The following is a 22632-nucleotide window of genomic DNA, read 5'->3' as shown; positions in this document are numbered from 1 at the left end:
CACGCCCGCCCGGATCGCCGCGGACCGAGGGCACTGTCCGCACCGTCTGGAATGATCGTGGGCATGATCAACCGCGTACGTGCAGCGCTTGTCGTCGTGGCGTGCCTGGTCGCGCTGACCGGATGCGTGAAGCTCGACGCCGACCTCAAGGTCAGCTCGAACGAGACGGTCTCGGGCACGATGGAGATGGGCGTCGACAAGCAACTGGTGGAGTCCAGCGGCCAGTCGCTGGAGAAGATCCGCGGCCGGGTCGAGGACGCCATCAAGGAGCTGACCACCGACGGCGTCAGCTGCAAGCCGTTCGAGGACGATCAGTACGTCGGTTCCACCTGCCAGTTCGACAGTGTTCCGTTCGAGAAGATGGGCACGTCGACCGGTGAGGGTGTCGGCTTCCGCAAGGAGGGCGACCGGATCATCGTCTCGGTGAAGGATTCCGATCTCGGTCAGGTCCCGTCCGGCACGCAGCCCTCGGTGAACTTCAAGATCACCATGCCGGGCAGGATCCTCGAGCACGACGACGGTGCGTCGATCAGCGGCCGGACAGCGACGTACGACAGCCTGGACAAGCTCGGCAAGGTGTCGCTGACGTCGGAGGCGGGCAGCACCTTCCCGCTCTGGTTGATCATCGTGATCGCTGTGCTGCTGTTGCTGGCCGCTGCGGCGGTGGTGTTCTTCGTGCTGCGTGGTCGCAGGAGACAACAGGCATACGCGCAGTACCCGGGGCAGTATCCGGGCCAGCCGCAGCAGGGGCAGTGGGGTCCTCAGTACGGCGGCCAACCGGGGCAGTACCCGGGACAGCCTGGGTACGACGGGCAGGGCGGCTACCCGCCAGGCGGCCAGTACGGAGGTCAGCCGGGCCAGCCAGGGCAGTACGGCGGCCAACCGGGGCAGTACCCGGGACAGCCGGCGCAGCCGCCGCACCAGGGGCAGCCTGGGCAGCCGCAGTACCCTGGACAGCCTCAGCAGGGGCAGTGGGGTCCGCAAGGACAGCCGCCGCAGCAGGGGCAGGGCGGTTGGGGGCAGCAGCCTGGTCAGGGCCATCAGCCTGGTCCGGGACAGCCGGGTCCAGGGCAGCCTGGTCAGGGACAGCCTGGTGCAGGACAGCGGCCGGCGCCGCCGCCTCAGCAGGGCCGGCCTGGACCGCAGGAAGGCTCACAGGGTGGTTGGGGACAGCCACCGAAGGATGACGACGGGCAGGCATGAGACTGACGGAGTTCTGGGCGCGGATGGACCAGCACCTCGGTCCCGCGTACGCACGGACCTGGGCCGAGACGCAGGTCGTTCGCGACCTCGACGGACGGACGGTCGTCGAGGCGCTGGCCGACGGCGAGCACGCCAAGACCGTCTGGCGTGCTGTCTGGGCCCACCTGCAGTTGCCACCCAGCGAGCGCTGACGGTCAGGTGCTGGTCAGCTCGGGCTCCGGTTCGGGCAGCTCGTCGGCAGGCTCCGGATCGCGCTTGTGCGCCAGCTTGCTCGGCCACCACAGGTGCCGGCCGATGTCGAGGTTGAGCGCAGTGACCAGCACCGAGCGGACCACGATGGTGTCGAGCAGGACGCCAAGCGCGACCGCGATGCCGATCTCGGCGAACGCCACCACCGGCAGCGTCGCCAGCACCGCGAACGTCCCCGCCAGCACCAGTCCGGCCGACGTGATCACCCCTCCGGTCGCGGCGACGCCGATCAGCGCACCACGCCGGGTGCCGTGCACTTTCGACTCCTCGTGCACGCGCGTCATCAGGAAGATGTTGTAGTCGATGCCCAAGGCAACCAAGAAGACGAAGACGAACAGCGGCAGCGACGTGTCCGCCCCCCCGAACCCGAGCGCGTCGAACACCAGCGCGCTGATCCCCAGCGCCGCGCCGAACGACAGCACGACCGTTGCCACCAGCAACACCGGTGCGAGCAGCGCCCGCAGTAGCAGGGCGAGGATGAGGAACACCACCACGAGCACGATCGGGATGATCACCTTGTTGTCCTGATCGGCCGCCCGCTGCGTGTCGAGCAGAATCGCCGCGCCACCACCGGCACGCGCGTCGGCACCCGGTATGGCGTGCACGGCGTCCCGGACGCGATCCACGGTGTCCTTCGCGGCCTGACTGTCGACCGCGTCCGTCATGGTGCCCTCGAGATAGGCCAGCCCATCGGCCTCCTGCGGTTCCGCCACCGACGCGATGCCTTGCGTCGAGGCCATCGCCGTACGGACCTCTTCTGCCTGGGCCTCGTTGCTGACCACGACCAGCGGGTTGCCCGCGCCGGCCGGGAAGTGGGTGGCGAGGATCCTCTCGCCGACAACGGAGTCCGGCGTACCTACGAAGGACTCCTCGTTGGACAGTCCGGTCGGGTCCAGGCGGAGGATGCCGAGGGACGCGATCCCCAGGACGACGGACGTGGTGATCCAGGTCAGCCGCGGACGTACGGCGATCCGGCGGCCGATACGACCCCACACACTGTTCTCGGTGTGGTCGTCCGAGCCGTACGTCGGTCGCAGCGGCCAGAACACCCAGCGTCCGCAGATGACGAGTAGAGCGGGTAGCAGAGTCAGCATTGCGAGCAGTGCGACGACGATGCCGACTGCGGCGACCGGTCCGAGGCCACGGGTCGAGTTCATCGACGCAAAGAGCAGACAGAGCATGCCTGCCACCACAGTCGAGCCGGAGGCAACGATTGCGGGACCTGCGCGGTGCATTGCGAAGGCCATGGCCTCGTGCCGGTCCTCGTGCCTTCGGAGCTCTTCCCGATAGCGAGCGACCAGCAACAGGGCATAGTCCGTCCCAGCACCGAACACCAGAACGGTCAGAATGCCTGCGCTCTGGGCATTGACCGTCAGATCCGCCCTAGTGGCGAGGTAGTAGACGACAGCCTGCGCTGCGAAGAGTGCGACACCTGCCGACACCAATGGCAGCAACCAGAGCACCGGACTGCGATAGGTCAGCAGCAGGATGATGATCACCACAGCCGCTGCGGAGTACAGGAGTTTGCCGTCGATGCCGGCGAACGCCTCCTGCGAATCGGCGGCGAAGCCGCCCGGTCCGGTGAGGTGGAACGACAGACCATCCGGCCGGTCCGCGGCAACGTGTCTGATGTCGTCCGCGCGTGCGCCGATCGTCTCCCAGCCTCCGGTGCCCGCGTTGATCGGTACCAGTACCTGCAGTGCCTTGCCGTCCTCGGACGGAATCGGCCCGACCACCTCGCGGTCGACGTTCTCCAGTTGCGCGAACTGCGCCAGGTGTTGCGTGACCGCTTGCCGATCGGCCGCGGTGATGCCGGACGATCGCTCGTACACGAGCACTGCCGGGATCTCGTCCGGCGACGAGAACTGCTGTGTCGCCTTCAGGACCTCGGTGGACTCAGCCTTGCCCGGCAACCACGAGACGGCGTCGTTCTCCTGAGCCCCCGTCAGCTTGCCGGCCGGGCTGAACGCCGCGGCCATGGCCACGATCCACAGCCCCAGCACGATCCACTTCGACACCTTGCCGCACGGCAACGCCGCTAGCCGACCCACTCCGCCCACCCCGACCACGCCCCCTACGGAGGGACGCCACGTACCCCCCGAATCCAGCCTGGTGGTTGCACGGTGACAGGGTCAACGACCCCGGAGTAGTACTGCCCTCACCCTGTGTTCAGGCAGTCCAGCCGGTACGAGCGGCCCATTCCTCGGCTGGCAGGTAGATCAGATCGCAGACCGGGTCCTTCAGATCGGTGTACTCCGCCGTCGACTCGATGGGCAAGGCAGCCGCGCGTACCTTGAACTCCCCGTAGGCGCGGGCGGTGTCCGGGTGGTTGCGGAGGTAGTCCCGAAACAGCAGCGCATAGCGCTGGTTGGCTCGCCCAGCGACGCGAATGTGCAGGTTCACCCGTCGCCGGTACATCGGCTCCACCAGTACTCGCTTGACCCACTGCAGGTCGTCGGCCGGCAGGCCGGGCACCGGGTGGTCGCGTTTCGGTGAGCGGACCTCCCAGTCCGCGGCCGCCATGCGCTCCACCACGTCGTCGAGCTCTGGCTCCGTCCCGACGGTCACCTGCATGTCGATGATGTCCTTGGCGGGCAGGCCCGGTACGGACGTCGATCCGATGTGGTCGATCCGCAGTGCGGTCTCGCCCAGCAGTTCGCTCACCACCCGAGCGGTCTTCTCGTACTGCGCGGGCCAGCTGTCGTCCGGACGCACGATGACGATCCCAGTCATGCCGAGATCATCCCAGGCCGACGTCGCTGCCCCCAGTCCTCGGCGTGCCCAGTCCTCGGAGTCGGGGCTCAGACTGGCTTGACGCGGAACGCGCTGGTGGTGAGCAGGTCCGCAGCCCGGTACGCCGCCTTGCGGATGGCCAAGCGCTCGTCGAAGAACCCACCGACCATGCCGACCATTGGCACCTTGCCGACGAATCTGGCTCCGAGGCTGCCGCGGGGGCGCTCCTCGAACACGTCACCGAGCCCGCCGAACAGCTTGCTGATCCGCCACACCAGGCGGACGCCCTTGCGCAGGCCGGCTTCCTCGGACTCGTCCCCGAACCCCAACTGCTTGGCGACGTCCTGGCCGGCCGCGGTCGGGTCGTCGTACTCGAGGACGTCGTCCGGCGTGATGGGCCGGTCGGTGAGTACGCGTGCGATCACCGCCGTACGGTCGGCATGCGCTTCGACGCCGTACTCGCGGCAGACCGCACCGATGACCATGGCCTGGACGGCCGCACCGAGGGTGTCTTTGATCGGGAGCCGGTCCGCGGCGGCGCCGCTGATCCGCGGGAGGCCGGCGACGATCGCGGCGAACCCGCCGAGGCGCTCCACCCACCAATCGCAACGCTCGGCCAACGGGAGCGTCGGCCACTCGGTATGACCGGGCACCTTCATCTTCAGCAGCCGGTCGATGGCCAGGATGAGGGCCTTCTCGGCCAGGTTGGGTCGCTCCTGCGCGGAGTACTCGACCAGGATGCTGCGGATGCCGAACGGATCCTGGGTGCGGAGCGCGTCGAGCACGGAGTCGACGCCGAACTCGACCCGGCTGAGGGCCAGGACGACGGCTGCGTCGGGGACGTCGGGACGGTCTGCCACGCCCGCAAGGGTAGGGAGTGGCAGGTCCAGGGTGGTTGCCCGGGCAGACTTCGGCGTGTCAGTTGCGATTCGAACAGGTGTTCGGGATAGTTTGGTGCCTGAAGGTGCGCCGGACGGCCGAAGTTGTCCACAGATTCGAAGTGGCGGCGAAAACTGTCCGACGTGATGGATACCTTCTCTGGCGACACGAGAAGTCCTCCGGGCGGCTGGGAAGCGGCCCCGATTATGAGATGGGTCAGGTGGCAGTCACATGGCTGGTGCAACGGCGAGTGCGGAGCGCGCGGCGAGCGATCGCGAGAAGGCGCTCGCGACTGCGCTGACGCAGATCGAGCGGCAGTGCGGCAAGGGTTCGGTGATGCGCCTCGGGGAGCAGAACAGGCCTCCGATCGAGGTCATCCCGACCGGGTCGATCGCACTCGACATCGCGCTCGGGATCGGCGGTCTGCCGCGCGGTCGCGTGGTGGAGATCTACGGTCCGGAATCCTCCGGTAAGACGACGGTCGCCCTGCACGCGGTCGCCAATGCTCAGCGCGCCGGCGGGATCGCGGCCTTCATCGACGCCGAGCACGCCCTCGACCCGGAGTACGCGCGGAAGCTGGGCGTCGACACCGACGCGCTGCTGGTCTCGCAGCCCGACTCCGGTGAGCAGGCGCTGGAGATCGCCGACATGCTGGTCCGCTCCGGCGCGATCGACATCGTCGTGATCGACTCGGTGGCCGCGCTGGTGCCGCGGGCCGAGATCGAGGGTGAGATGGGTGATAGCCACGTCGGTCTGCAGGCCCGGCTGATGAGCCAGGCGCTGCGGAAGATGACCGGTGCTGTCAGCGGGACGAACACGACCGCGATCTTCATCAACCAGCTGCGCGAGAAGATCGGCGTCATGTTCGGCTCCCCGGAGACGACGACCGGTGGTAAGGCGCTGAAGTTCTACGCGTCGGTGCGGCTGGACGTACGCCGGATCGAGTCGCTGAAGGACGGCACCGACGTTGTCGGTAACCGGACCCGCGTCAAGGTCGTGAAGAACAAGGTGGCTCCGCCGTTCAAGCAGGCCGAGTTCGACATCATCTACGGCCAGGGCATCAGCCGCGAGGGCAGCCTGCTTGACCTCGGTGTGGATCAGGGCTTCGTCCGCAAGGCCGGCGCCTGGTTCACCTACGAGAGCGACCAGCTCGGTCAGGGCCGGGAGAACGCGCGGAACTTCCTGCGCGACAACCCCGATCTGGCCAACGAGCTGGAGAAGAAGATCAAGGAGAAGATGGGCATCGGCCCGACGCTGGACGCACCGGCCGACGCGGCCGCCACGGCCGAGGTCGATGTCGACTTCTGATCACCCCACCGCGGGTGGCAGCGATCCTCGGCAGTCCGCTGCCGACGACGCTGCCCCCGCGGCGCTGTCTCTCCCACACGCCGACCGCCTGGCCCTGGCCCGAGACCTCCTCGCCCGCGGCCCGGCAGTAGCCGGTGGTGCTGCGACAGGATCCGGTGAACGCAACGAACCATCCGGTGATGCATCCCGGGCTGGTCGTCGGTCTGCCGACCGCGGTTCAGGTCGAGCCGCTCGTGGTGCGGGCCGCGGCGCTGGTACCAACCGTGCCGAAGCGTGGTCGGATCCGTTCGCGGACGACGACTCGTCGGAGCCGACGTCGGCCCGGCCTCGCGCAGGCAGGATCAGGCGAACCGCCGGCGCCGACGATCCGTGGGCAGACTCCGAAGCCTCCTCGAGTAGCACCGAGGAACAGGCGGATGACAGCAATCGAACCTCAAGTCAGCGCCGCCAGCCCCGGAACACCTCGAGACGTGGCGCGGATCCGAAGCGCGTCGACCCGTGGGGCGATCTGGACGACACCGTCGTACGAGCATCCGAGGCGAGAAGCGCTGACCGGCAGGCGGAAGCACGAGCCTTCGCCGCCGACACCTCGCAGCTGAGCCCAGCGCGAGACACGACCAAGCGCGATCCTGCATTTGACCAGCCGGAGGTAGCGGACGGGACGTCAGGCAACGATCAGCCGCGGCGAACTCCTGTGCGGGATCAGAGCTCGACTGTGGTTGATCCATGGGGCGACTCAGATGATTCTGCTGCTGATGCTTCAGCCGTCATCAAGCCGCGTCGAGGTACAGCGGCCACAACCAGCCAGCCTGCCCGCGACCGATCACCTGTTGTCCAGACATCAGGCGAACGCACGTCAGTAGGCAGTTCCACGCAGGCAACTGCCTCAGAGGTGGAGTCGATTGATCAGTCGACCGACCCGGCACTTCCTGCGGCTGACCGGTTGAATGCAAGCCCGGCTCGAGGTCGAGCGGTTCCTGCGGTAGACCCGCTGGACGCGAGCCCAGGTCGCACGGTTCCTGTGGTGGACCCGACGGACATGAGCTCAGGTCGAGGTCGGACGGTTCGTGCGGCGGATCCGGCGGACCCGAGCCGTGCTCGGGGTCGAAGGGTTCCTCTGGAGGATCCGTTGGAAGCGGGCGTAGCTGGAGGTCGCGGGGTTCCTGCGGAGGAGTCGCTGGACAGGGGCCCAGCTCGGCCTATGGCGGAGCGGGGGTCGAGGTCGGGGGAGTCTTCTGGCGGGACTGGGAGTCGCGGGCGGAGGACGGCGGCTCGGCGGAGTTTTGGTGGGGGGCGGCGGGGGAGTCGGCGGTCGGGGGGTGAGCCTGACGGGCCGGGCGATCCCGCGTTGGATGGGGTGGAGGATCCGCAGTCGGTGGCTCGGACGATTCTGCTGGACAAGCTGAGCGGGCAGCCGCGGACTCGGGCTGAGTTGGCGGATCTGCTGGCCGAGCGGGAGATTCCGGAGGACGTCGCGGAGGAGGTGCTGGATCGGTTTACCGAGGTCGGTTTGATCGACGACGCGGCCTTCGCGAACGCGTGGGTTGAGTCTCGGCACCGCGGTCGCGGGCTCGGCAAACGAGCTCTGGCTCAGGAGCTCCGTCGTCGGGGTGTGGACGATCAGTTGGCGCGCGACGCGCTGGACGAACTGGATCCCGACCAGGAGGAAGAAACCGCGCGGGCGCTGGTTCGGCGCAAGCTTCCGTCGATGCGTTCGCTCGACCGCCAGGTCGCCATGCGCCGCCTGCTCGGAATGCTGGCCCGCAAGGGCTACCCCGGCGGCCTCGCGATGACAGTCATCAAACAAGAGCTCGCAGCCAGCCACGAGGAACTCCCACTCCTGGACCCCTCCGGCCTGGAACCCGACTGACCCCACCGCACCTCGGCCAGTCCCAACCCTCTGCTGCCACCGCGAGGTCGAACGCGCCCTCGCCACCGTGAGTCGGGACGGGCGTCTGCCGCCGTGAGGCGGGAAGAGCACTACCACTGTGAGGTGGGGCGCGCGGGTGGGGTCGGCGTGTGGTTGGGCAGTTCATCTCCGCAAAAGGTTGTGCTCGGAAACTAGTTCCGCAGCGTTGGAGCATGCGCCGGGTCATGGCCATCTTCGAGGCGGAAGGTCGTTGACGGAATCACCGCCTACCTTCGAGAGGTTCCGCCCAATGTCCGACTTCACCCGCCGCCGCTTCCTGAGCGGCGCCGCTGCGACCGCCAGCCTTGGTGCCGCAGCAGCCCTGATGCCCGCGAGCGTGCAGAAGGCTCTGGCCACCCCGCCTCCCCGGCCGGCCCGGCTCCGCGACATCAAGCACGTCGTGATGCTGATGCAGGAGAACCGCAGCTTCGACCACTACTTCGGCACGCTGTCCGGGGTAGCCGGGTTCGACGACCCGCAGGCGATCAAGCTGTCCACCGGACGCAACGTGTTCCACCAGCCCGACGCGGAGAACCCGGACGGCTACCTGCTGCCGTTCCACCTCGACACCCACTCGACCAACTCGCAGGCCATTCCGTCCACCAGCCACGCGTACTCGGTCCAGCACCAGGCGTGGAACGGCGGCAAGATGGACAACTGGCTGCCCGCGCACCGCGCCGCGGACAAGGCCAACGGGCCGTACGTGATGGGCTACTACACCCGTGACGACATCCCGTTCCAGTACGCGCTCGCCGACGCCTTCACGATCTGCGACCAGTACCACTGCTCGGTGCAGGGCCCGACCTGGCCGAACCGCCTGTACTGGCAGACCGGCATGGTCGACCCGGGCGGCACACTCGGTGGTCCGATCACCTCGAACTCCCTGCCGAACGGTGCGTACCGCTGGACGACGTACGCCGAACGTCTCGAGGCTGCGGGCGTTGGCTGGAAGGTGTACCAGGACCAGGTCGGCCTGAACAGCTACAACATGCTGCCGCACTTCCAGCAGTTCCAGGACGCCGCGCCCGGTACGCCGCTGTACGAGAAGGGCATGAAGGTCTCGTCGCTCGGCCAGTTCGAGTACGACGCTCTGCACGACCAGCTGCCGACGGTGTCCTGGCTGATGACGGCCGGTGGCGTTTCGGAGCACCCGAAGGAGATGCCGGCCGCCGGCGCCGACTTCGTGGCCTCGAAGATCGCCGCGATCGCCGCCAACCCGGATGTGTGGAAGAAGACCGTCTTCATCCTCAACTACGACGAGAACGACGGCCTGTTCGACCACGTCGTACCGCCGACTGCTCCGGCCGGTACCCCGGACGAGTACGCCCTCGATCTGCCCATCGGCGGCGGGTTCCGGGTGCCGTGCATCATCGTGTCGCCGTGGACCGCGGGTGGCTGGGTGACCAGCCAGAAGTTCGACCACACCTCGGTGTTGCAGTTCCTGGAGAAGCTCACCGGCGTACGCGAGGCCAACATCAGCCAGTGGCGTCGCAAGACCTTCGGTGACCTCACCTCCGTCTTCCGGCAGGACCACGCCGCGAAGCCCCCGCTCCTCCCGGAGACGGGTTCCCGGCTGAACCTGGCCACCTACGAGACCGCGCAGTTCCCGGCTCCGACATTCCCCGGTGCCGCGCAGGTGGTTCCGCACCAGGAACGCGGCTCCCGCCACCGGCTCTGACGAACCGGCGTGCCCAGGCGATCGCCCCATCGCCTGGTCACGCCATCGTGCTGTCTACGCCGTCGTGCGGTGTACGCGATCGTGCGGTAGACGCCTGAACGACGCTGTAGCTTGAGGGTCATGGCGACCCTGAAGGACGTGGAGCGGCTGGTCGCGGCATTGCCCGAGACCGTGGAGACGACGAAGTACGGCAATCGCACCTGGGCTGTCGGAGGCAAGGCGTACGCCTGGGAACGGCCTTTCAGCAAGGCGGATCTGCGCCGCTTCGGCGATGAATCCCCGCCGGACGGACCGATTCTCGCGGTCCGGGTGGAGGATCTCGGCGAGAAGGAAGCGGTGCTCGCGGCTCGATCGGCCGACGGATTCTTCACGATCCCGCATTTCAATGGTTATGCCGCCGTACTGCTCCAGTTGGACGAGGTCCCGGAGTCCGTTCTGGGCGAGGCGCTCCTCGACGGTTGGCTGGTCTACGCACCCGCGGCGGTGGCGAAAGCGCACCTCGGCAAGAGCAAGACTTAGCCGCCGGAGGCGGTGCGGACGGAGAGTGAAGGGCGGAATCTGCGGGGGTGTGGGCGGCGAGGGGCGTTGACGGGTGCGGTGTGACGGTGTGTTATCCGGAGTGGGGCCGGTGTTTGGTCCGGCCCGTACGCTGGGGATTTTCGTCGATCCGCCCCTGACACCGCGGAGGGTGCAATGAGCGATTTCCAGGAACAGGCGAAGAACTGGCTCCGGAACGTCGTCAAGCAGAACCCGGACAAGATCAAAGCCGGTGTGGACAAGGCCGGCGACCTGATCGACAAGCAGACCGGCGGGAAATACGCGGAGAAGGTCGACGCCATGCAGAAGAAGGTCGGCGACTACGTCGACGGCCAGGCTCCCGAAGGCGAGGCAGGCGGAGTCCCGTCGCCCGGCGGCGGTGTCGACCCCGCGACCACCGGCGAAGCCCCCGAGCCTCCCCGCGACACCACCCAAGCGGGCAGCGACACCACCGAGGCGGCTCGTGATGCGGCCGAGTCGACCGAGGAAGCAGCCGACGGTGGCGTAGTCGGCGGCGACGCACCAGACCCGTCCACCGAGCCCACCAGCTCAGCCGGCTCAACCCCCGAAGGCACCCAACCCGGCAGCACGGTCACCGGCCAAGACTCTACCGACCTCCCCGGCCCCCGGCCCTAGCCCGGCCCCCGCCCCTGACCCAATCCACCCAGCAGTCGTCCTCTCACCGAGGACGGCTGCTACCTGTGCTCTAGCCGTGGATGTGGAATAGACCAGTTGGAGGTGTGGTTTGGGCGGGTGGGGTGTGAGTGTCCTTCTTGACCGGGTGGTGGGGCGCGCCTAGCCTCGGAATCAGTAAGGGATCACTCCACCTGACGGTGGCGGACATAGCACCGGCGGGTCGGTTGATCACCGGCTGACCGGCCGGAGAAAACACGAAACCACGCTCGACCGAGCTGAAGGATGACGACGGCGACTCGTACGCCGTCGATTGGACGGCACCGCGGCGGACGGATCCGGCGGTGACAGCGGCCCGAAGTCTGTTCCTGGGTGACGCACACCCGGAAACGGCGACGGCAGCGGTCACGACCGGCACCGTCAGTGAGCAGTACCGTCACAACGGACGGACCGCGCACCCCGGAAACCCCGGTGGTGCGTTCAGCCGTACCGTCTCCTCGACCGTAGGCGGATCCCTTCGACCGACGCCACAGTCCCGCCCGGTGCGTGACTCGACGAGGGGAGAAGCCGATGTCACTCGCGGCCATGCCGACAGCGACGTCAGTCGGGCTGACCCTGATCGGACTGCTGATCGCGGGCCTGCTGGCCTGGATCGGCTTCACGCTCTCCCGCCGCAAGGCCGCCGACAACACCGCGGCCGCCGCCAACGCCCAGCTCGAGGCAGCCACCATCGCCGCCGGCGCCAAGTCCGCCGCTGAGCTGGTACGCCGCCAGGCCGAGGAGGAGTCCGCCGTACTGCGGACCCGTGCGGAGACGGCCGAGAAACGCGCCGAGGAGATCCGCCGCGCCGCGGAGGACCGCGCGTCCGAGGTACGGCGTGAGGCCGAGCACCGCGCGTCCGACGTACGCCGGGATGCCGAGACCGAGGCGCAGTCGATCCGGGACGACCTGCGGGAGCAGCGCCTGGAGATGGAGCGCCGCGACCACCGGCTGACCGAGCGTGAGGAGCGGCTCGACGAGCAGCACCGTTCGATCGAGGAACGCCAGACCGAGCTGACCGCGCAACTCGCGGAGCTTGACCAGCGCAAGACCGAGATCAGGAACCTCGAGGAGGAGCGCCGCCGGATCCTCGAAGGCGTCGCGAACCTCAGCTCCGAGCAGGCGAAGGCGGAGCTGGTCGCGTCGATCGAGGTAGAGGCCAAGCGGCACGCGCACTCGATCGTCCGCGAGATCGAGCGGCAGGCCCTGGACGAGGGCGAGACGAAGGCGCGCAAGATCATCACCGGCGCGGTGCAGCGGCTGGCATCCGAGCAGACCAGCGAGTCGGTCGTCTCCGTGGTGCACCTGCCGAGCGACGACATGAAGGGCCGGATCATCGGCCGCGAGGGCCGCAACATCCGGTCGTTCGAGCAGACCACCGGCGTCAACCTGATCATCGACGACACCCCCGAAGCCGTGCTGCTGTCCTGCTTCGATCCGGTACGCCGGGAGACCGCGCGGCTGACCCTGGATTCGCTGGTGCTGGACGGCCGGATCCACCCGAGCCGGATCGAGGAGATTTACGAACGCAGCCGCGGCGAGGTCGCCGAGCTGTGCGAGCGTGCGGCCGAGGACGCGATGGCGGAGGTCGGCATCACCGATCTGCACCCGGAGCTGATCCGGACGATGGGCCTGCTGCGCTACCGCACGTCGTACGGGCAGAACGTGCTCAAGCACCTGATCGAATCGGCGCATATCGCCGGCATGATGGCGGCCGAACTCGGGCTGGATCCCAAGCTGTGCAAGCGTGGCGCGTTCCTGCACGACATCGGCAAGGCGCTGACGCACGAGTCCGAGGGCAGTCACGCGATCGTGGGTGCGGAGCTGGCCCGCAAATACGGCGAGAACGACGACGTCGTGCACTGCATCGAGGCGCACCACAACGAGGTCGAGGTACGGACCGTCGAGGCCGTCCTGACCCAGGCCGCGGACGCCGTCAGTGGCGGCCGGCCGGGTGCGCGGCGCGAATCGCTGGAGGCGTACGTGCAGCGGCTCGAACGGCTGGAGGAGATCGCGATGCACCACGACGGTGTCGAGAAGGTGTTCGCGATGCAGGCCGGCCGGGAGATCCGCGTGATGGTGCTGCCGGACGCGGTCGACGACATCGCCGCGCAGGTGATGGCGCGCGACATCGCCAAGCAGGTCGAGGAGGAGCTGACCTACCCCGGCCAGATCCGGGTCACGGTCGTCCGCGAGTCCCGCGCCACCGAGGTCGCCAAGTAGTCACTCGGCGTACTTCGCCCGCCACTCCGGCGGATCGAACGGCGACCCGTAGATCCGGGTCTCCCGCGCGATCCGCCCGTCCTTGAACTCGACGATGTTCGCGACGTAGTAGATGTCACCGCTGTAGTCCGAGCGGCCCAGTACGACGAAATGGTCGCCCGCGCCGGTGATGCGCAGGATCTGGATCGACGGTGGCGCAGGGTATTCCTGCTGCATCGCCCGCATCCGGTCCCGCCCGACGATGCGCTCGCCGGACTGCGGCATTTCCAGCACGTAGTCCTCGGCGCGCAGCTCGTGTTCGGCCTCCGCCGACAGCGCCAACTGGTCGTCGGTCGGCCACAACCGCTCCAGCAACTCACGATTCCGGTCCATGATTTACGGTCGCGACGGCCCTTCAATCAGTCTTAAAGTCTGCGAATGGACATCAGACCCGCGACCCCCGCCGATGTCGAACAACTGATCGCCGGCGTCGCCGAGCATCCGGCCGCGCAGCATCACCTCCGCGCCCGCTGGGCCATCCAGGAAGGCGGCGACGGGCTGTTCCTGCTGGCCCACCGCGACGGGGAGATCGTCGGCCAGACGATGCTGCTGCGGGAATCGAAGTACGCCGAGGTCCGCGCCGACGCGGATCCGGCCGAGATCAACGCCCTGAGCGCTGTCGTCTACAACCAAGGCATCGGTACGGCGATCATCCGCGTCGCCGAGGAGATCGCGGGGGAGTGGAACAAGCCCGCCATCGGCCTGGCCGTTGGCGCCGACAACCCCGACGCCCGCCGGCTCTACGAGCGCCTGGACTATCGGCCGTGGTCCGGTCCACCCGTCGTCGACGAGTGGACCGAGCAAGCGGCCGACGGCACAGTGGTCCGCACCCACGCCGACGAATGTGACTACTTCTTGAAGGCTCTCTGAGTCAGGCGATGCCGGCGGCCGGCGCGGTACAGCGCGTTGGCCGCCACCGCCCGGTTCTCCGTGGCGAGGGACGCTGTCATGGTCCGCACCGTCAGCGGCGTCGATGATCGTACGGTTGAACGAGCGTATCGGCCCCACCGCGCTGTCACGGCGGGGAGGTTATCTGTGGCAGTGGATCAGTTGCGGGTGCCGCGGTGGTTCGCCGAGTCGTCGCGCAAATGCGTCGGAGTGACGTCGATGGGATGCTCGGCGACCCGGTCGGGCGGGGTGGTGTTGTACTGCTTCTCGACTTCCGGGTCGATCACCACGACCTCATCGTGTCCGTGGCGCCGATTGGCCAGTCGGTACGACAGCCAGATCCCGGCGGCGCCACCGAGCATGATGATGATCCCCAGGGCGGTGAGGTTCAGAGTGTCGGACGTGTCCCGCACGGCGAACGCGATGATGGCTCCCGCTGCGATGAGCGCGATTCCGGCCCCGATCCTCATACCGGCTCCTTCCTGACCTCCCGAAGTGGTCACGTTGAGTAGCTGATCTCACTCCTGGTACCCGATCAGCGCTCGACCATGCGTCAGCGGAAGGCGGAGTGACCGGTCAGCGCCTGGCCGATGACGAGCTGATGAACCTCCGAAGTGCCCTCGTAGGTGAGGACGGACTCGAGGTTGTTCGCGTGCCGCATGATCGGGTAGTCGCCGCTGATGCCGTTCGCGGCCAGAATCGTCCGGCACTCGCGCGCGATCGCGATCGCCTCGCGGACGTTGTTGAGCTTGCCGACGCTGACCTGCTCCGGGCGCAGTGTGCCCTTCTCCTTGAGCCGGCCGAGGTGGACGGCGAGCAGAATGCCCTTGTTCAGCTCGACCGCCATGTCGGCGAGCTTGGCCTGGGTCAGTTGGTACGCCGCCAGTGGTTTGTCGAACACGATCCGCTCGCCGGCGTACGCGATCGTCGTCTCCAGGCAGTCGCGGGCCGCGCCCATCGCGCCGAAGATGATGCCGAAGCGGGCCTCGTTCAGGCAGCCGAGCGGCCCGGACAGACCGCGTGCCTCGGGCAACATTGCCGACGCCGGCAGCCGTACGTCGTCCAGTACCAGTTCCGACGTCACCGAGGCGCGCAGTGACATCTTCTGCTTGATCTCCGGTGCGGAGAAGCCAGATGTCGCGGTTGGTACGACGAAGCCGCGTACGCCGTCGTCGGTCCGGGCCCACACCACCGCGACGTCGGCCACGGAGCCGTTCGTGATCCACATCTTGGAGCCGTTCAGTACCCAGTCGTCGCCGTCGCGGCGGGCGTTCGTGCGCATGCCGGCCGGGTTGGAGCCGAAGTCGGGCTCGGTCAGGCCGAAGCACCCGATCGCCTCGCCCGCGGACATCCGGGGCAGCCACTCGTTCTTCTGCTCTTCACTGCCGTACTTCCAGATCGCGTACATGGCCAGCGACCCCTGCACCGACACGAGCGACCGCATCCCGGAGTCCGCCGCCTCGATCTCCAGGCAGGCGAGTCCATACGCGACAGGTCCGACCCCGGCGCACCCATAACCGGTCAGATGCATCCCGAGGAACCCGAGCGCCCCCAGCTCCTTGGCCAGCTCGCGCGCCGGGATGCTCGCCGTCTCGAACCACTCCGGCAACGCCGGCCGCAACCGCTCATCCGCAAACCGCCGAGCGGTCGCCCGTACGTCGACCTCCTCCGCGGTCAGCAACGAGTCGACATCCACCAGATCCAGCGAAACGGTCATACCCGAACGCTAACCTGTCCGCACTGCGCTGCGGTGGTGTGGAAAGCCACACCCTCACTTCACGATCAACGTCCCGTCGAACGCGTCGAGGTCCGCAAGCGTCTCCTGGTACACCGGCCGAAGCGGCGGCAGCTCCGAGAGCGGGAAGAACCGCGCGTCACGGGTCTCGTCGGTCTCGGCGACCAGTGACCCCCTCCAACGGTCGACCCGAAACATGACCGAGAACATCTGGTGCTGCCCGCCGTACGCGTTGGTGAACCAGTACTGCGGCCCCGTGTACAGGGCGATCGCTGTCGCCGACTCGACGACCAGCCCGGTCTCTTCACGCACCTCGCGGACGAGCGCATCCCAGATCGACTCACCCAGCTCGAGGCCCCCGGCCGGCATCACCCAGGTGTCGTCGTCGCTGCGCCGTACCAGCAGTACGGCGCCGGTGGCGTCGACGATCGCCGCACGCGGACCGGGGGTGATGATCCGCTGGGCGCCGACGTGCTTGCGCAGAATGCCGGCGTACGACTCCTCGAACGGGATCGCTGTCACTTCCGGTACCAGGGCCACCACCAGTGGCGCTTGCGCGGGTGACGGACGACGATGCTGCCGTGGCGGGCTTGGCCGGTCACGTGCAGGCGTACGCCGCCGGACCTGGGCGGGCCGGCCTTGTTCTTGGCGCTGCTGTGGACCATGTCGACCTGGTCCATGTCGACGCTCCAGCCCTCCGGAATCACCATCACGACCGAGCTGTGCTTGGCGTGCGCCTCGACATGGATCACCGACCAGTGCACCAGCGCGTCGGTGAAGTCGAGCTTCACCGAGGAGTGCTCGGCGATCGCTGTCATCCGCTCAGGCACGGTCCACGCACCTTCACGCTTCTGCGCGCTGTGCTTCGCCCGGAGCGTGAGCTCGGCGGCGCTGCCGTGCGCGACCGGCACGAGATCGGCCGTCGCGGTCCGCAACTCCAGTTGCGTCTTGGCCGAGTAAACCTGGGTCAGCCGCTCGTCCAACTCCTGGAAGTCCAGCCGACCATCGGTGTGTGCTTCTTGGACAACGGCGGCGGCGCGTTCACGATCGTTGTCGGACGCCCGTTGCCCGGGCGACGGCTGCTCCAGACTCATGCCCCCAAAGGTAGCGCCGCTACCGGTCCCTCCGGACGTCAGTCGGCCAGATCCAGGAACCGGCCGAAGACAGCCGACCACGTCTGGTCCAACTCGGCCTCGTGCTCCTCGGCGCCGGCGACGACTTCCTCGGGTACGAATCCCCACGAGCGCAGGGTTTCCGGGTTCCAGCGCCGTACCCGCTCGGCGGCGACCTCCGGATGGAACTGCACGCCCCAACTGCGGCCGATGCGCAGCATCTGGTTGGGGCAGCGCTCGCTCGACATCAGCAGTACGGCGTCGGCCGGCAGCCGGGTGATCTGATCCTGGTGGCTCTCGATCGCGCGGACGGTCGACGGCAGGCCCGCGAGCAACGGGTCGTCCTCGGCGCCGGGTAGCAGCCGCAGTTCGGTGACGCCCTTCTCGGGCAGTCCGTACTTGCCGCGGACCTCACCGCCGAACGTGTGCGCGATCAGCTGGGCGCCCAGGCAAATGCCGAGGACCGGCGCCTGGTCCTGCTCGGTGGTGGTTCGCAGCAGCTCCCGCTCGGCCTTCAGCCACGGCTTGGCGTCGTCGGCGTCGGGCAGCATGCCGCCGCCGAGCAGGATGAGCGCGGCATGGTCGTCGATACCTTCGGGAATCGGCTCGCCGTCCCAGGCGCGGATGACGACGGGGGAGAACCCCCGTCCCTCGAGCCAGTCGAGCAGCCGGCCCGGACCACTGCCCGGATCGTTCTCGATGATCAGCACTGTCTTCGTATGGCGAGTGGCGGGGGAGGACACAAGTCCCAAAGATATGCCACTCGCGGCACACCGGACAGCGCCGTACCGAGCGGTGGTTCCGCGATACTGAGTTGCTGGGGGTGTGCGGATGGAGCCGATCAGTGGGTTCGTGAGGGCCGTGGTGGGGGATGTGAACTTCACCTTCGGCAAAGGCATGGTGGCTGCGTTCCTGGAGGCGCGCGGCAAGGCACGCGCGTCCGGGGGTGACCGGTCCGTCCAGCCGCAGCTGGACGTGCTGATCAGGGCGCACGGCCAGTACGAGCCGCTGTTCATTCCGGCCGGCACGGTCCCGGCGGTGGACCGGTTGGCGGGGTTGGAGCAGGCCGAGCCGGCGCCGCAGTTGACTGTCGAGTTCACGCCTGGCGACGGTGGTGCGCAGGCACACCTGACCGCGAACGATCCGGTGGTCGTCACCATCACCGATGTCAGTCACCCGGAGTTCGATGCTGTGGTGTTGACCACGTCGCTCGGCGGTGCGACGTACGCGCGGCTGCCTCCGGGGTACTACCACGTGTCTGCTGTCGTGATCGATGCGGAAGAGGACCTGCTGCTCGGGTACGGCGCTCAGCACAACCTGCACCTGGCGAGTGGCGACGACCTGCTCCTGTCGCTGGCGATTCACACCGAGGGGATGCCGGAGATCGAGGCGGCGCTGGCCGCTCCACGGCAGCCGGTGCTCGTGGGTCCGGACGGTGACGCGATGCCGATCCTCGACCTGGTGCTGATCGGCCGGTCGCCGGACTGCGACCTGATCCTGGACCACCCGCAGGTGAGCCGGCACCACGCCGAGCTGCTCCGGATCGACCAGGTCACCTTCGAACTCCGCGACCTCGGCTCAACCAACGGCACCACCGTCAACGGCGTACCAGTGCGCACCATCCACGTAGGCGACGGCGACGAAATCCGCCTCGGCAACTTCCCCCTCCACCTGTACCTCTCGTAGCAGCCACCACCTCGTCACCTTGTGTGGTCACCTGGGAGGATGGGGGTGTGAATCCGCGATCCGTTGTCATTCTTGGCTCTACCGGCTCTGTGGGGACCCAGGCGCTCGAGTTGATCGGGCGCAATCGTGAGCGGTTCCGGGTGCTGGCGCTCTCGGCCGGCGGGGGCAACGTAGGTCTGCTCGCCGCGCAGGCGCTGGAGTTCGGCGTCGAAGTGGTCGCGGTGGCGAAGGCGACGGTCGCCCAGGACCTGCAGCTCGCGTTCTACGCCGAGGCGAAGCGCCAGGGGTACGCGCAGGGCGAGTTCCGGATCCCGAAGATCATCACTGGCCCGGGCGCGTCCAGCGAGCTCGCGGCGATGCCGTGTGACGTGGTCCTCAACGGCATCACCGGCTCGGTCGGGCTGCAGCCGACGCTCACGGCACTCGACGCGGGTACGACGCTCGCGCTGGCCAACAAGGAGTCGCTGGTCATCGGCGGCCCGCTGGTCACCCGCCGCGTCAAACCCGGGCAGATCGTGCCGGTCGACTCCGAGCACAGCGCGATCGCCCAGTGTCTGCGCGGCGGCACAGCCGACGAGGTACGCCGTTTGGTCGTGACAGCGAGCGGCGGTCCGTTCCGCGGCCGGTCGCGGGCCGAGATGGCCGACGTCACCCCGGAGCAGGCGATGAACCACCCGACCTGGGACATGGGCCCGGTGATCACGATCAATTCGGCCAACCTGGTCAACAAGGGCCTCGAGGTGATCGAGGCGCACCTGCTCTACGGGCTGCCGATGAGCCGGATCGAGGTGGTCGTGCACCCGCAGTCGATCGTGCACTCGATGGTGGAGTTCGTGGACGGCGCGACCATGGTCCAGGCGTCGCCGCCCGACATGCGATTGCCGATCGCCCTCGCCCTCGGCTGGCCTGACCGGATTCCGGACGTCGCGCCGGCCTGTGACTGGACTACGGTGAGCAGCTGGGAGTTCGAGCCGCTGGACGACGAGGCGTTCCCGGCGGTCCAACTGGCCCGTGAGGCAGGCACCCGCGGCGGCACCGCACCGGCCGTGCTGAACGCGGCGAACGAGGTCTGTGTGCAGGCCTTCCGGGACGGCCGGCTGCCGTTCCTGGCGATCGTCGACACCGTGGCCCGGGTAGTGACCGAACACGACGTACCCTCGTATGAGGAATTGTCCATCGACGACGTACTCGCCGCGGACGGCTGGGCCCGCGCCCGGGCCCGTGAGCTCACCGGCGTACAGGAGACCACCAAGGCATGACCGCGCTTCTCACTCTCCTCGGCATCGTGCTGTTCGCGGCCGGCATCCTGATCTCGGTCGCACTGCACGAAATGGGCCACATGCTGCCCGCCAAGGCCTTCGGGATGAAGGTGTCGCAGTTCTTCGTCGGCTTCGGCCGGACCGTGTGGTCCACCAAGCGCGGCGAGACGGAGTACGGCCTGAAGCTGATCCCGGCCGGCGGGTTCGTCCGGATCATCGGCATGATGCCGCCCGCCAAGGGTGCGGACCCGACCAAGGTGCGCAAGGCCAACACCGGCCCGATCCAGTCGATGGTCGAGAACGCCCGGACCGCGGACTACGAGACGATCGAGCCCGAAGACGACGGCCGGCTGTTCTACCAGAAGGTGTGGTGGAAGAAGCTGATCGTGATGGCGTCCGGGCCGCTGGTCAACGTGGTGATCGCGTTCGTGCTGTTCGGCGGCCTGTTCATGCTGTACGGCGCCAACGTCGCGCAGACGACCGTGGCCACGGTCACCGACTGTGTGATCCCGGCCTCACAGGCATCGACCGACCGCAAGTGCGTCGACACCGACAAGGTGTCGCCGGCCAAGGAGGCCGGGTTCCAGGTCGGCGACAAGATCGTCGCGTTCAACGGCGCCGCGATCTCCAGCTGGGACCAGCTGACCCCGCTGATCCGGGCGAACACCGACAAGGCCGCGACCATCGTTGTCGAGCGCAACGGCCGGCAGACCACGCTGCAGACCCACACGATCATCAACCAGGTCCCCGACGAGGCGGGCTCGGACAAGATCGTCTCGGTCGGGTTCCTCGGCGTCTCGCCGGAGATGAAGACCGAGCGGCAGGACTTCGGGTTCGTGGTCAGCAAGATGGGCGAGCTGACCGTGGCGACGGTGAAGGCGATCGGGAACTTCCCGCAGAAGCTGGTCGGCGTGGCCAAGGCGATCGGCGGCGGCGAGCGCGACGAGAACAGCCCCATGAGCGTCGTCGGCGCCAGCCGGGTGGCTGGCGAGATCGCGTCCAACCAGTCGCTGACGGCCGGTTCGCGGATCGCGTTCCTGATCTCGCTGCTCGCCTCGCTGAACCTGTTCCTTGCCTTGTTCAACTTCATCCCGCTGCTGCCGCTGGACGGCGGCCACATGATCGGTGCGATCTGGGAGGGCATCCGGCGCGGCTTCGCCAAGCTGTTCGGCCGGCCCGACCCCGGGTACGTCGACGTGGCCAAACTGCTCCCGATCGCGTACGTCGCGGCCAGTGTGATCGTGGTGATGGGCGTCCTGCTCGTCATCGCCGACATCGTCAACCCGATCCGTCTCTTCAACGGCTGACCCTCACTCAACGGTTAAGGACACATGAGCATCAACCTGGGCATGCCCGCGCTGCCGCCGCCGACCCTTGCCCCGCGCCGCAAGACCCGCCAGATCAAGGTGGGCAAGGTGCTGGTCGGTGGGGACGCACCGGTCTCGGTGCAGTCGATGACGACGACGAAGACGCACGAGGTCAACACGACGCTGCAGCAGATCGCGGAGCTGACCGCGGCGGGCTGCGACATCGTCCGGGTCGCCTGCCCGCGGCAGGAGGACGCGGACGCGCTGCCCGAGATCGCGCGGCACTCGCAGATCCCGGTGATCGCCGACATCCACTTCCAGCCGAGCTACGTCTTCGCCGCGATCGAGGCGGGCTGTGCGGCGGTCCGGGTGAACCCGGGCAACATCCGCAAGTTCGACGACCAGGTGAAGGAGATCGCGCAGGCCGCGAAGGACCACGGGACGTCGCTGCGGATCGGTGTGAACGCGGGCTCGCTCGACCCGCGGCTGCTGCAGAAGTACGGCAAGGCGACACCCGAGGCGCTGGCCGAGTCGGCCGTCTGGGAGGCGTCGCTGTTCGAGGAGCACGACTTCCACGACTTCAAGATCTCCGTGAAGCACAACGACCCGGTCGTGATGGTCCGCGCGTACGAACTGCTGGCCGAGCAGGGCGACTGGCCGCTGCACCTCGGTGTGACCGAGGCCGGCCCGGCGTTCCAGGGCACGATCAAGTCGTCGGTCGCGTTCGGTGCGCTGCTGTCCAAAGGCATCGGCGACACGATCCGGGTCTCGCTGTCCGCGCCGCCGGTCGAGGAGGTCAAGGTCGGCCTGCAGATCCTGCAGTCGCTGAACCTGCGCGAGCGCAAGCTCGAGATCGTCTCCTGCCCGTCCTGCGGCCGCGCCCAGGTGGACGTCTACACCCTGGCCGAGCAGGTCACCGCCGGCCTGGAGGGGATGGAGGTCCCGCTCCGCGTCGCGGTCATGGGCTGCGTCGTGAACGGCCCCGGAGAGGCCCGCGAGGCCGACCTCGGCGTCGCCTCCGGCAACGGCAAGGGCCAGATCTTCGTCAAGGGCGAGGTCATCAAGACCGTCCCCGAAGCAGCCATCGTCGAGACCCTGATCGAAGAAGCCATGCGCATCGCCGAGCAAATGGACGACCCAGCCGAGCCCGGCACCCCAACCGTCACCACCGGCTGACAGCACCACGGTCTCCAGAGATCTGGTGCAAGGTAGGCC

22 protein-coding genes are annotated in these 22632 nt (G+C 68.0%); 13 read left to right on the top strand and 9 right to left on the bottom strand.

All coding sequences use genetic code 11. From position 1 onward, the window contains the following. The first annotated feature begins 63 nt into the window (after positions 1-63). The gene (locus tag E0H75_RS16960; RefSeq protein ID WP_131514504.1) at positions 64-1203 is read left to right on the top strand and encodes an LppM family (lipo)protein; all 1140 of its coding nucleotides are present in this window, start codon (positions 64-66) and stop codon (positions 1201-1203) included. After that, positions 1200-1394 (top strand): DUF3046 domain-containing protein, encoded by a 195-nt coding sequence (locus E0H75_RS16955; RefSeq protein WP_131514503.1) that lies wholly within the window; start codon positions 1200-1202, stop codon positions 1392-1394. Before E0H75_RS16960 ends, E0H75_RS16955 begins: the two co-directional genes overlap by 4 nt. Before the next feature lie 3 nt (positions 1395-1397). Here E0H75_RS16955 and E0H75_RS16950 read toward each other — a convergent pair whose 3' ends face one another. The 3 genes from E0H75_RS16950 to E0H75_RS16940 all read right to left on the bottom strand — a co-directional run bounded on the left by E0H75_RS16950 (position 1398) and on the right by E0H75_RS16940 (position 5045). After that, entirely contained in the window at positions 1398-3503 is a 2106-nt protein-coding gene (locus tag E0H75_RS16950; RefSeq protein WP_238163070.1) for an MMPL family transporter, read from the bottom strand. Between the two features lie 118 nt (positions 3504-3621). Continuing rightward, positions 3622-4185, bottom strand: coding sequence for a GrpB family protein (locus E0H75_RS16945; protein ID WP_131514501.1), 564 nt, complete (start codon positions 4183-4185; stop codon positions 3622-3624). Positions 4186-4253: 68 nt separating this feature from the next. Next, positions 4254-5045: a hypothetical protein gene (locus E0H75_RS16940; protein WP_131514500.1), complete on the bottom strand. Its 792-nt coding sequence runs from the start codon at positions 5043-5045 to the stop codon at positions 4254-4256. 250 nt (positions 5046-5295) lie between these two features. On the opposite strand from E0H75_RS16940, the gene recA reads away from it, so the two are divergent. The 6 genes from recA to rny all read left to right on the top strand — a co-directional run bounded on the left by recA (position 5296) and on the right by rny (position 13391). Then, a complete protein-coding gene (gene recA, locus E0H75_RS16935) occupies positions 5296-6372 on the top strand; it encodes a recombinase RecA (RefSeq protein ID WP_131351723.1) in 1077 nt (358 codons plus the stop codon). Between the two features lie 1375 nt (positions 6373-7747). Further along, on the top strand, positions 7748-8242 hold the full coding sequence (locus E0H75_RS16930) for a regulatory protein RecX (RefSeq protein ID WP_238163069.1): 495 nt from the start codon (positions 7748-7750) through the stop codon (positions 8240-8242). A gap of 289 nt (positions 8243-8531) precedes the next feature. Continuing rightward, a complete protein-coding gene (locus E0H75_RS16925) occupies positions 8532-9959 on the top strand; it encodes an alkaline phosphatase family protein (RefSeq protein ID WP_131514499.1) in 1428 nt (475 codons plus the stop codon). Positions 9960-10079: 120 nt separating this feature from the next. Continuing rightward, entirely contained in the window at positions 10080-10478 is a 399-nt protein-coding gene (locus tag E0H75_RS16920) for an MmcQ/YjbR family DNA-binding protein (protein WP_131514498.1), read from the top strand. 174 nt (positions 10479-10652) lie between these two features. Further along, positions 10653-11132, top strand: a complete 480-nt coding sequence (locus E0H75_RS16915) for an antitoxin (RefSeq protein ID WP_131514497.1) — start codon at positions 10653-10655, stop codon at positions 11130-11132. A gap of 567 nt (positions 11133-11699) precedes the next feature. Beyond that, on the top strand, positions 11700-13391 hold the full coding sequence (gene rny, locus E0H75_RS16910) for a ribonuclease Y (protein ID WP_165553800.1): 1692 nt from the start codon (positions 11700-11702) through the stop codon (positions 13389-13391). Here the strand turns inward: rny and E0H75_RS16905 are convergent, their stop codons facing one another. Continuing rightward, positions 13392-13763 (bottom strand): nuclear transport factor 2 family protein, encoded by a 372-nt coding sequence (locus E0H75_RS16905; RefSeq protein WP_238163068.1) that lies wholly within the window; start codon positions 13761-13763, stop codon positions 13392-13394. A gap of 45 nt (positions 13764-13808) precedes the next feature. Here E0H75_RS16905 and E0H75_RS16900 point away from each other — a divergent pair, with 45 nt between their 5' ends. After that, complete coding sequence (locus E0H75_RS16900; RefSeq protein ID WP_131514495.1) at positions 13809-14300, top strand: GNAT family N-acetyltransferase; 492 nt, start codon at positions 13809-13811, stop codon at positions 14298-14300. 176 nt (positions 14301-14476) lie between these two features. Here E0H75_RS16900 and E0H75_RS16895 read toward each other — a convergent pair whose 3' ends face one another. The 5 genes from E0H75_RS16895 to E0H75_RS43105 form a co-directional block, all read right to left on the bottom strand. Continuing rightward, complete coding sequence (locus E0H75_RS16895) at positions 14477-14788, bottom strand: hypothetical protein (protein WP_131514494.1); 312 nt, start codon at positions 14786-14788, stop codon at positions 14477-14479. Between the two features lie 83 nt (positions 14789-14871). Next, positions 14872-16035 carry an acyl-CoA dehydrogenase family protein gene (locus tag E0H75_RS16890; protein WP_131514493.1) on the bottom strand — a complete coding sequence of 388 codons (1164 nt, stop codon included), beginning with the start codon at positions 16033-16035 and terminating at the stop codon, positions 14872-14874. 54 nt (positions 16036-16089) lie between these two features. Then, positions 16090-16575 carry an NUDIX domain-containing protein gene (locus tag E0H75_RS16885; protein ID WP_202873014.1) on the bottom strand — a complete coding sequence of 162 codons (486 nt, stop codon included), beginning with the start codon at positions 16573-16575 and terminating at the stop codon, positions 16090-16092. Beyond that, positions 16572-17147: a DUF1707 SHOCT-like domain-containing protein gene (locus E0H75_RS16880; protein WP_131514492.1), complete on the bottom strand. Its 576-nt coding sequence runs from the start codon at positions 17145-17147 to the stop codon at positions 16572-16574. The genes E0H75_RS16885 and E0H75_RS16880 overlap by 4 nt, the downstream gene beginning before the upstream one ends. Before the next feature lie 38 nt (positions 17148-17185). Next, complete coding sequence (locus E0H75_RS43105) at positions 17186-17875, bottom strand: type 1 glutamine amidotransferase (RefSeq protein WP_165553797.1); 690 nt, start codon at positions 17873-17875, stop codon at positions 17186-17188. Positions 17876-17996: 121 nt separating this feature from the next. Between E0H75_RS43105 and E0H75_RS44650 the strand changes: the two genes are divergently transcribed. The 4 genes from E0H75_RS44650 to ispG are packed head-to-tail and all read left to right on the top strand — an operon-like array spanning position 17997 to position 22593. Next, the gene (locus E0H75_RS44650; protein WP_165553795.1) at positions 17997-18851 is read left to right on the top strand and encodes an FHA domain-containing protein; all 855 of its coding nucleotides are present in this window, start codon (positions 17997-17999) and stop codon (positions 18849-18851) included. A 47-nt stretch (positions 18852-18898) separates the two neighbouring features. After that, positions 18899-20110 (top strand): 1-deoxy-D-xylulose-5-phosphate reductoisomerase, encoded by a 1212-nt coding sequence (gene dxr / locus E0H75_RS16865; protein ID WP_131514490.1) that lies wholly within the window; start codon positions 18899-18901, stop codon positions 20108-20110. Further along, the gene (locus tag E0H75_RS16860) at positions 20107-21417 is read left to right on the top strand and encodes a M50 family metallopeptidase (protein ID WP_131514489.1); all 1311 of its coding nucleotides are present in this window, start codon (positions 20107-20109) and stop codon (positions 21415-21417) included. The genes dxr and E0H75_RS16860 overlap by 4 nt, the downstream gene beginning before the upstream one ends. A gap of 24 nt (positions 21418-21441) precedes the next feature. After that, positions 21442-22593 (top strand): flavodoxin-dependent (E)-4-hydroxy-3-methylbut-2-enyl-diphosphate synthase, encoded by a 1152-nt coding sequence (gene ispG / locus E0H75_RS16855; protein WP_131514488.1) that lies wholly within the window; start codon positions 21442-21444, stop codon positions 22591-22593. The last annotated feature ends 39 nt before the right edge of the window (positions 22594-22632 follow it).

The organism is Kribbella capetownensis, from assembly GCF_004331485.1.
Lineage (GTDB): Bacteria > Actinomycetota > Actinomycetes > Propionibacteriales > Kribbellaceae > Kribbella > Kribbella capetownensis.
The sequence above is the reverse complement of the archived record's forward strand: the minus strand, read 5'-3'. Positions and strand labels throughout refer to the sequence as shown.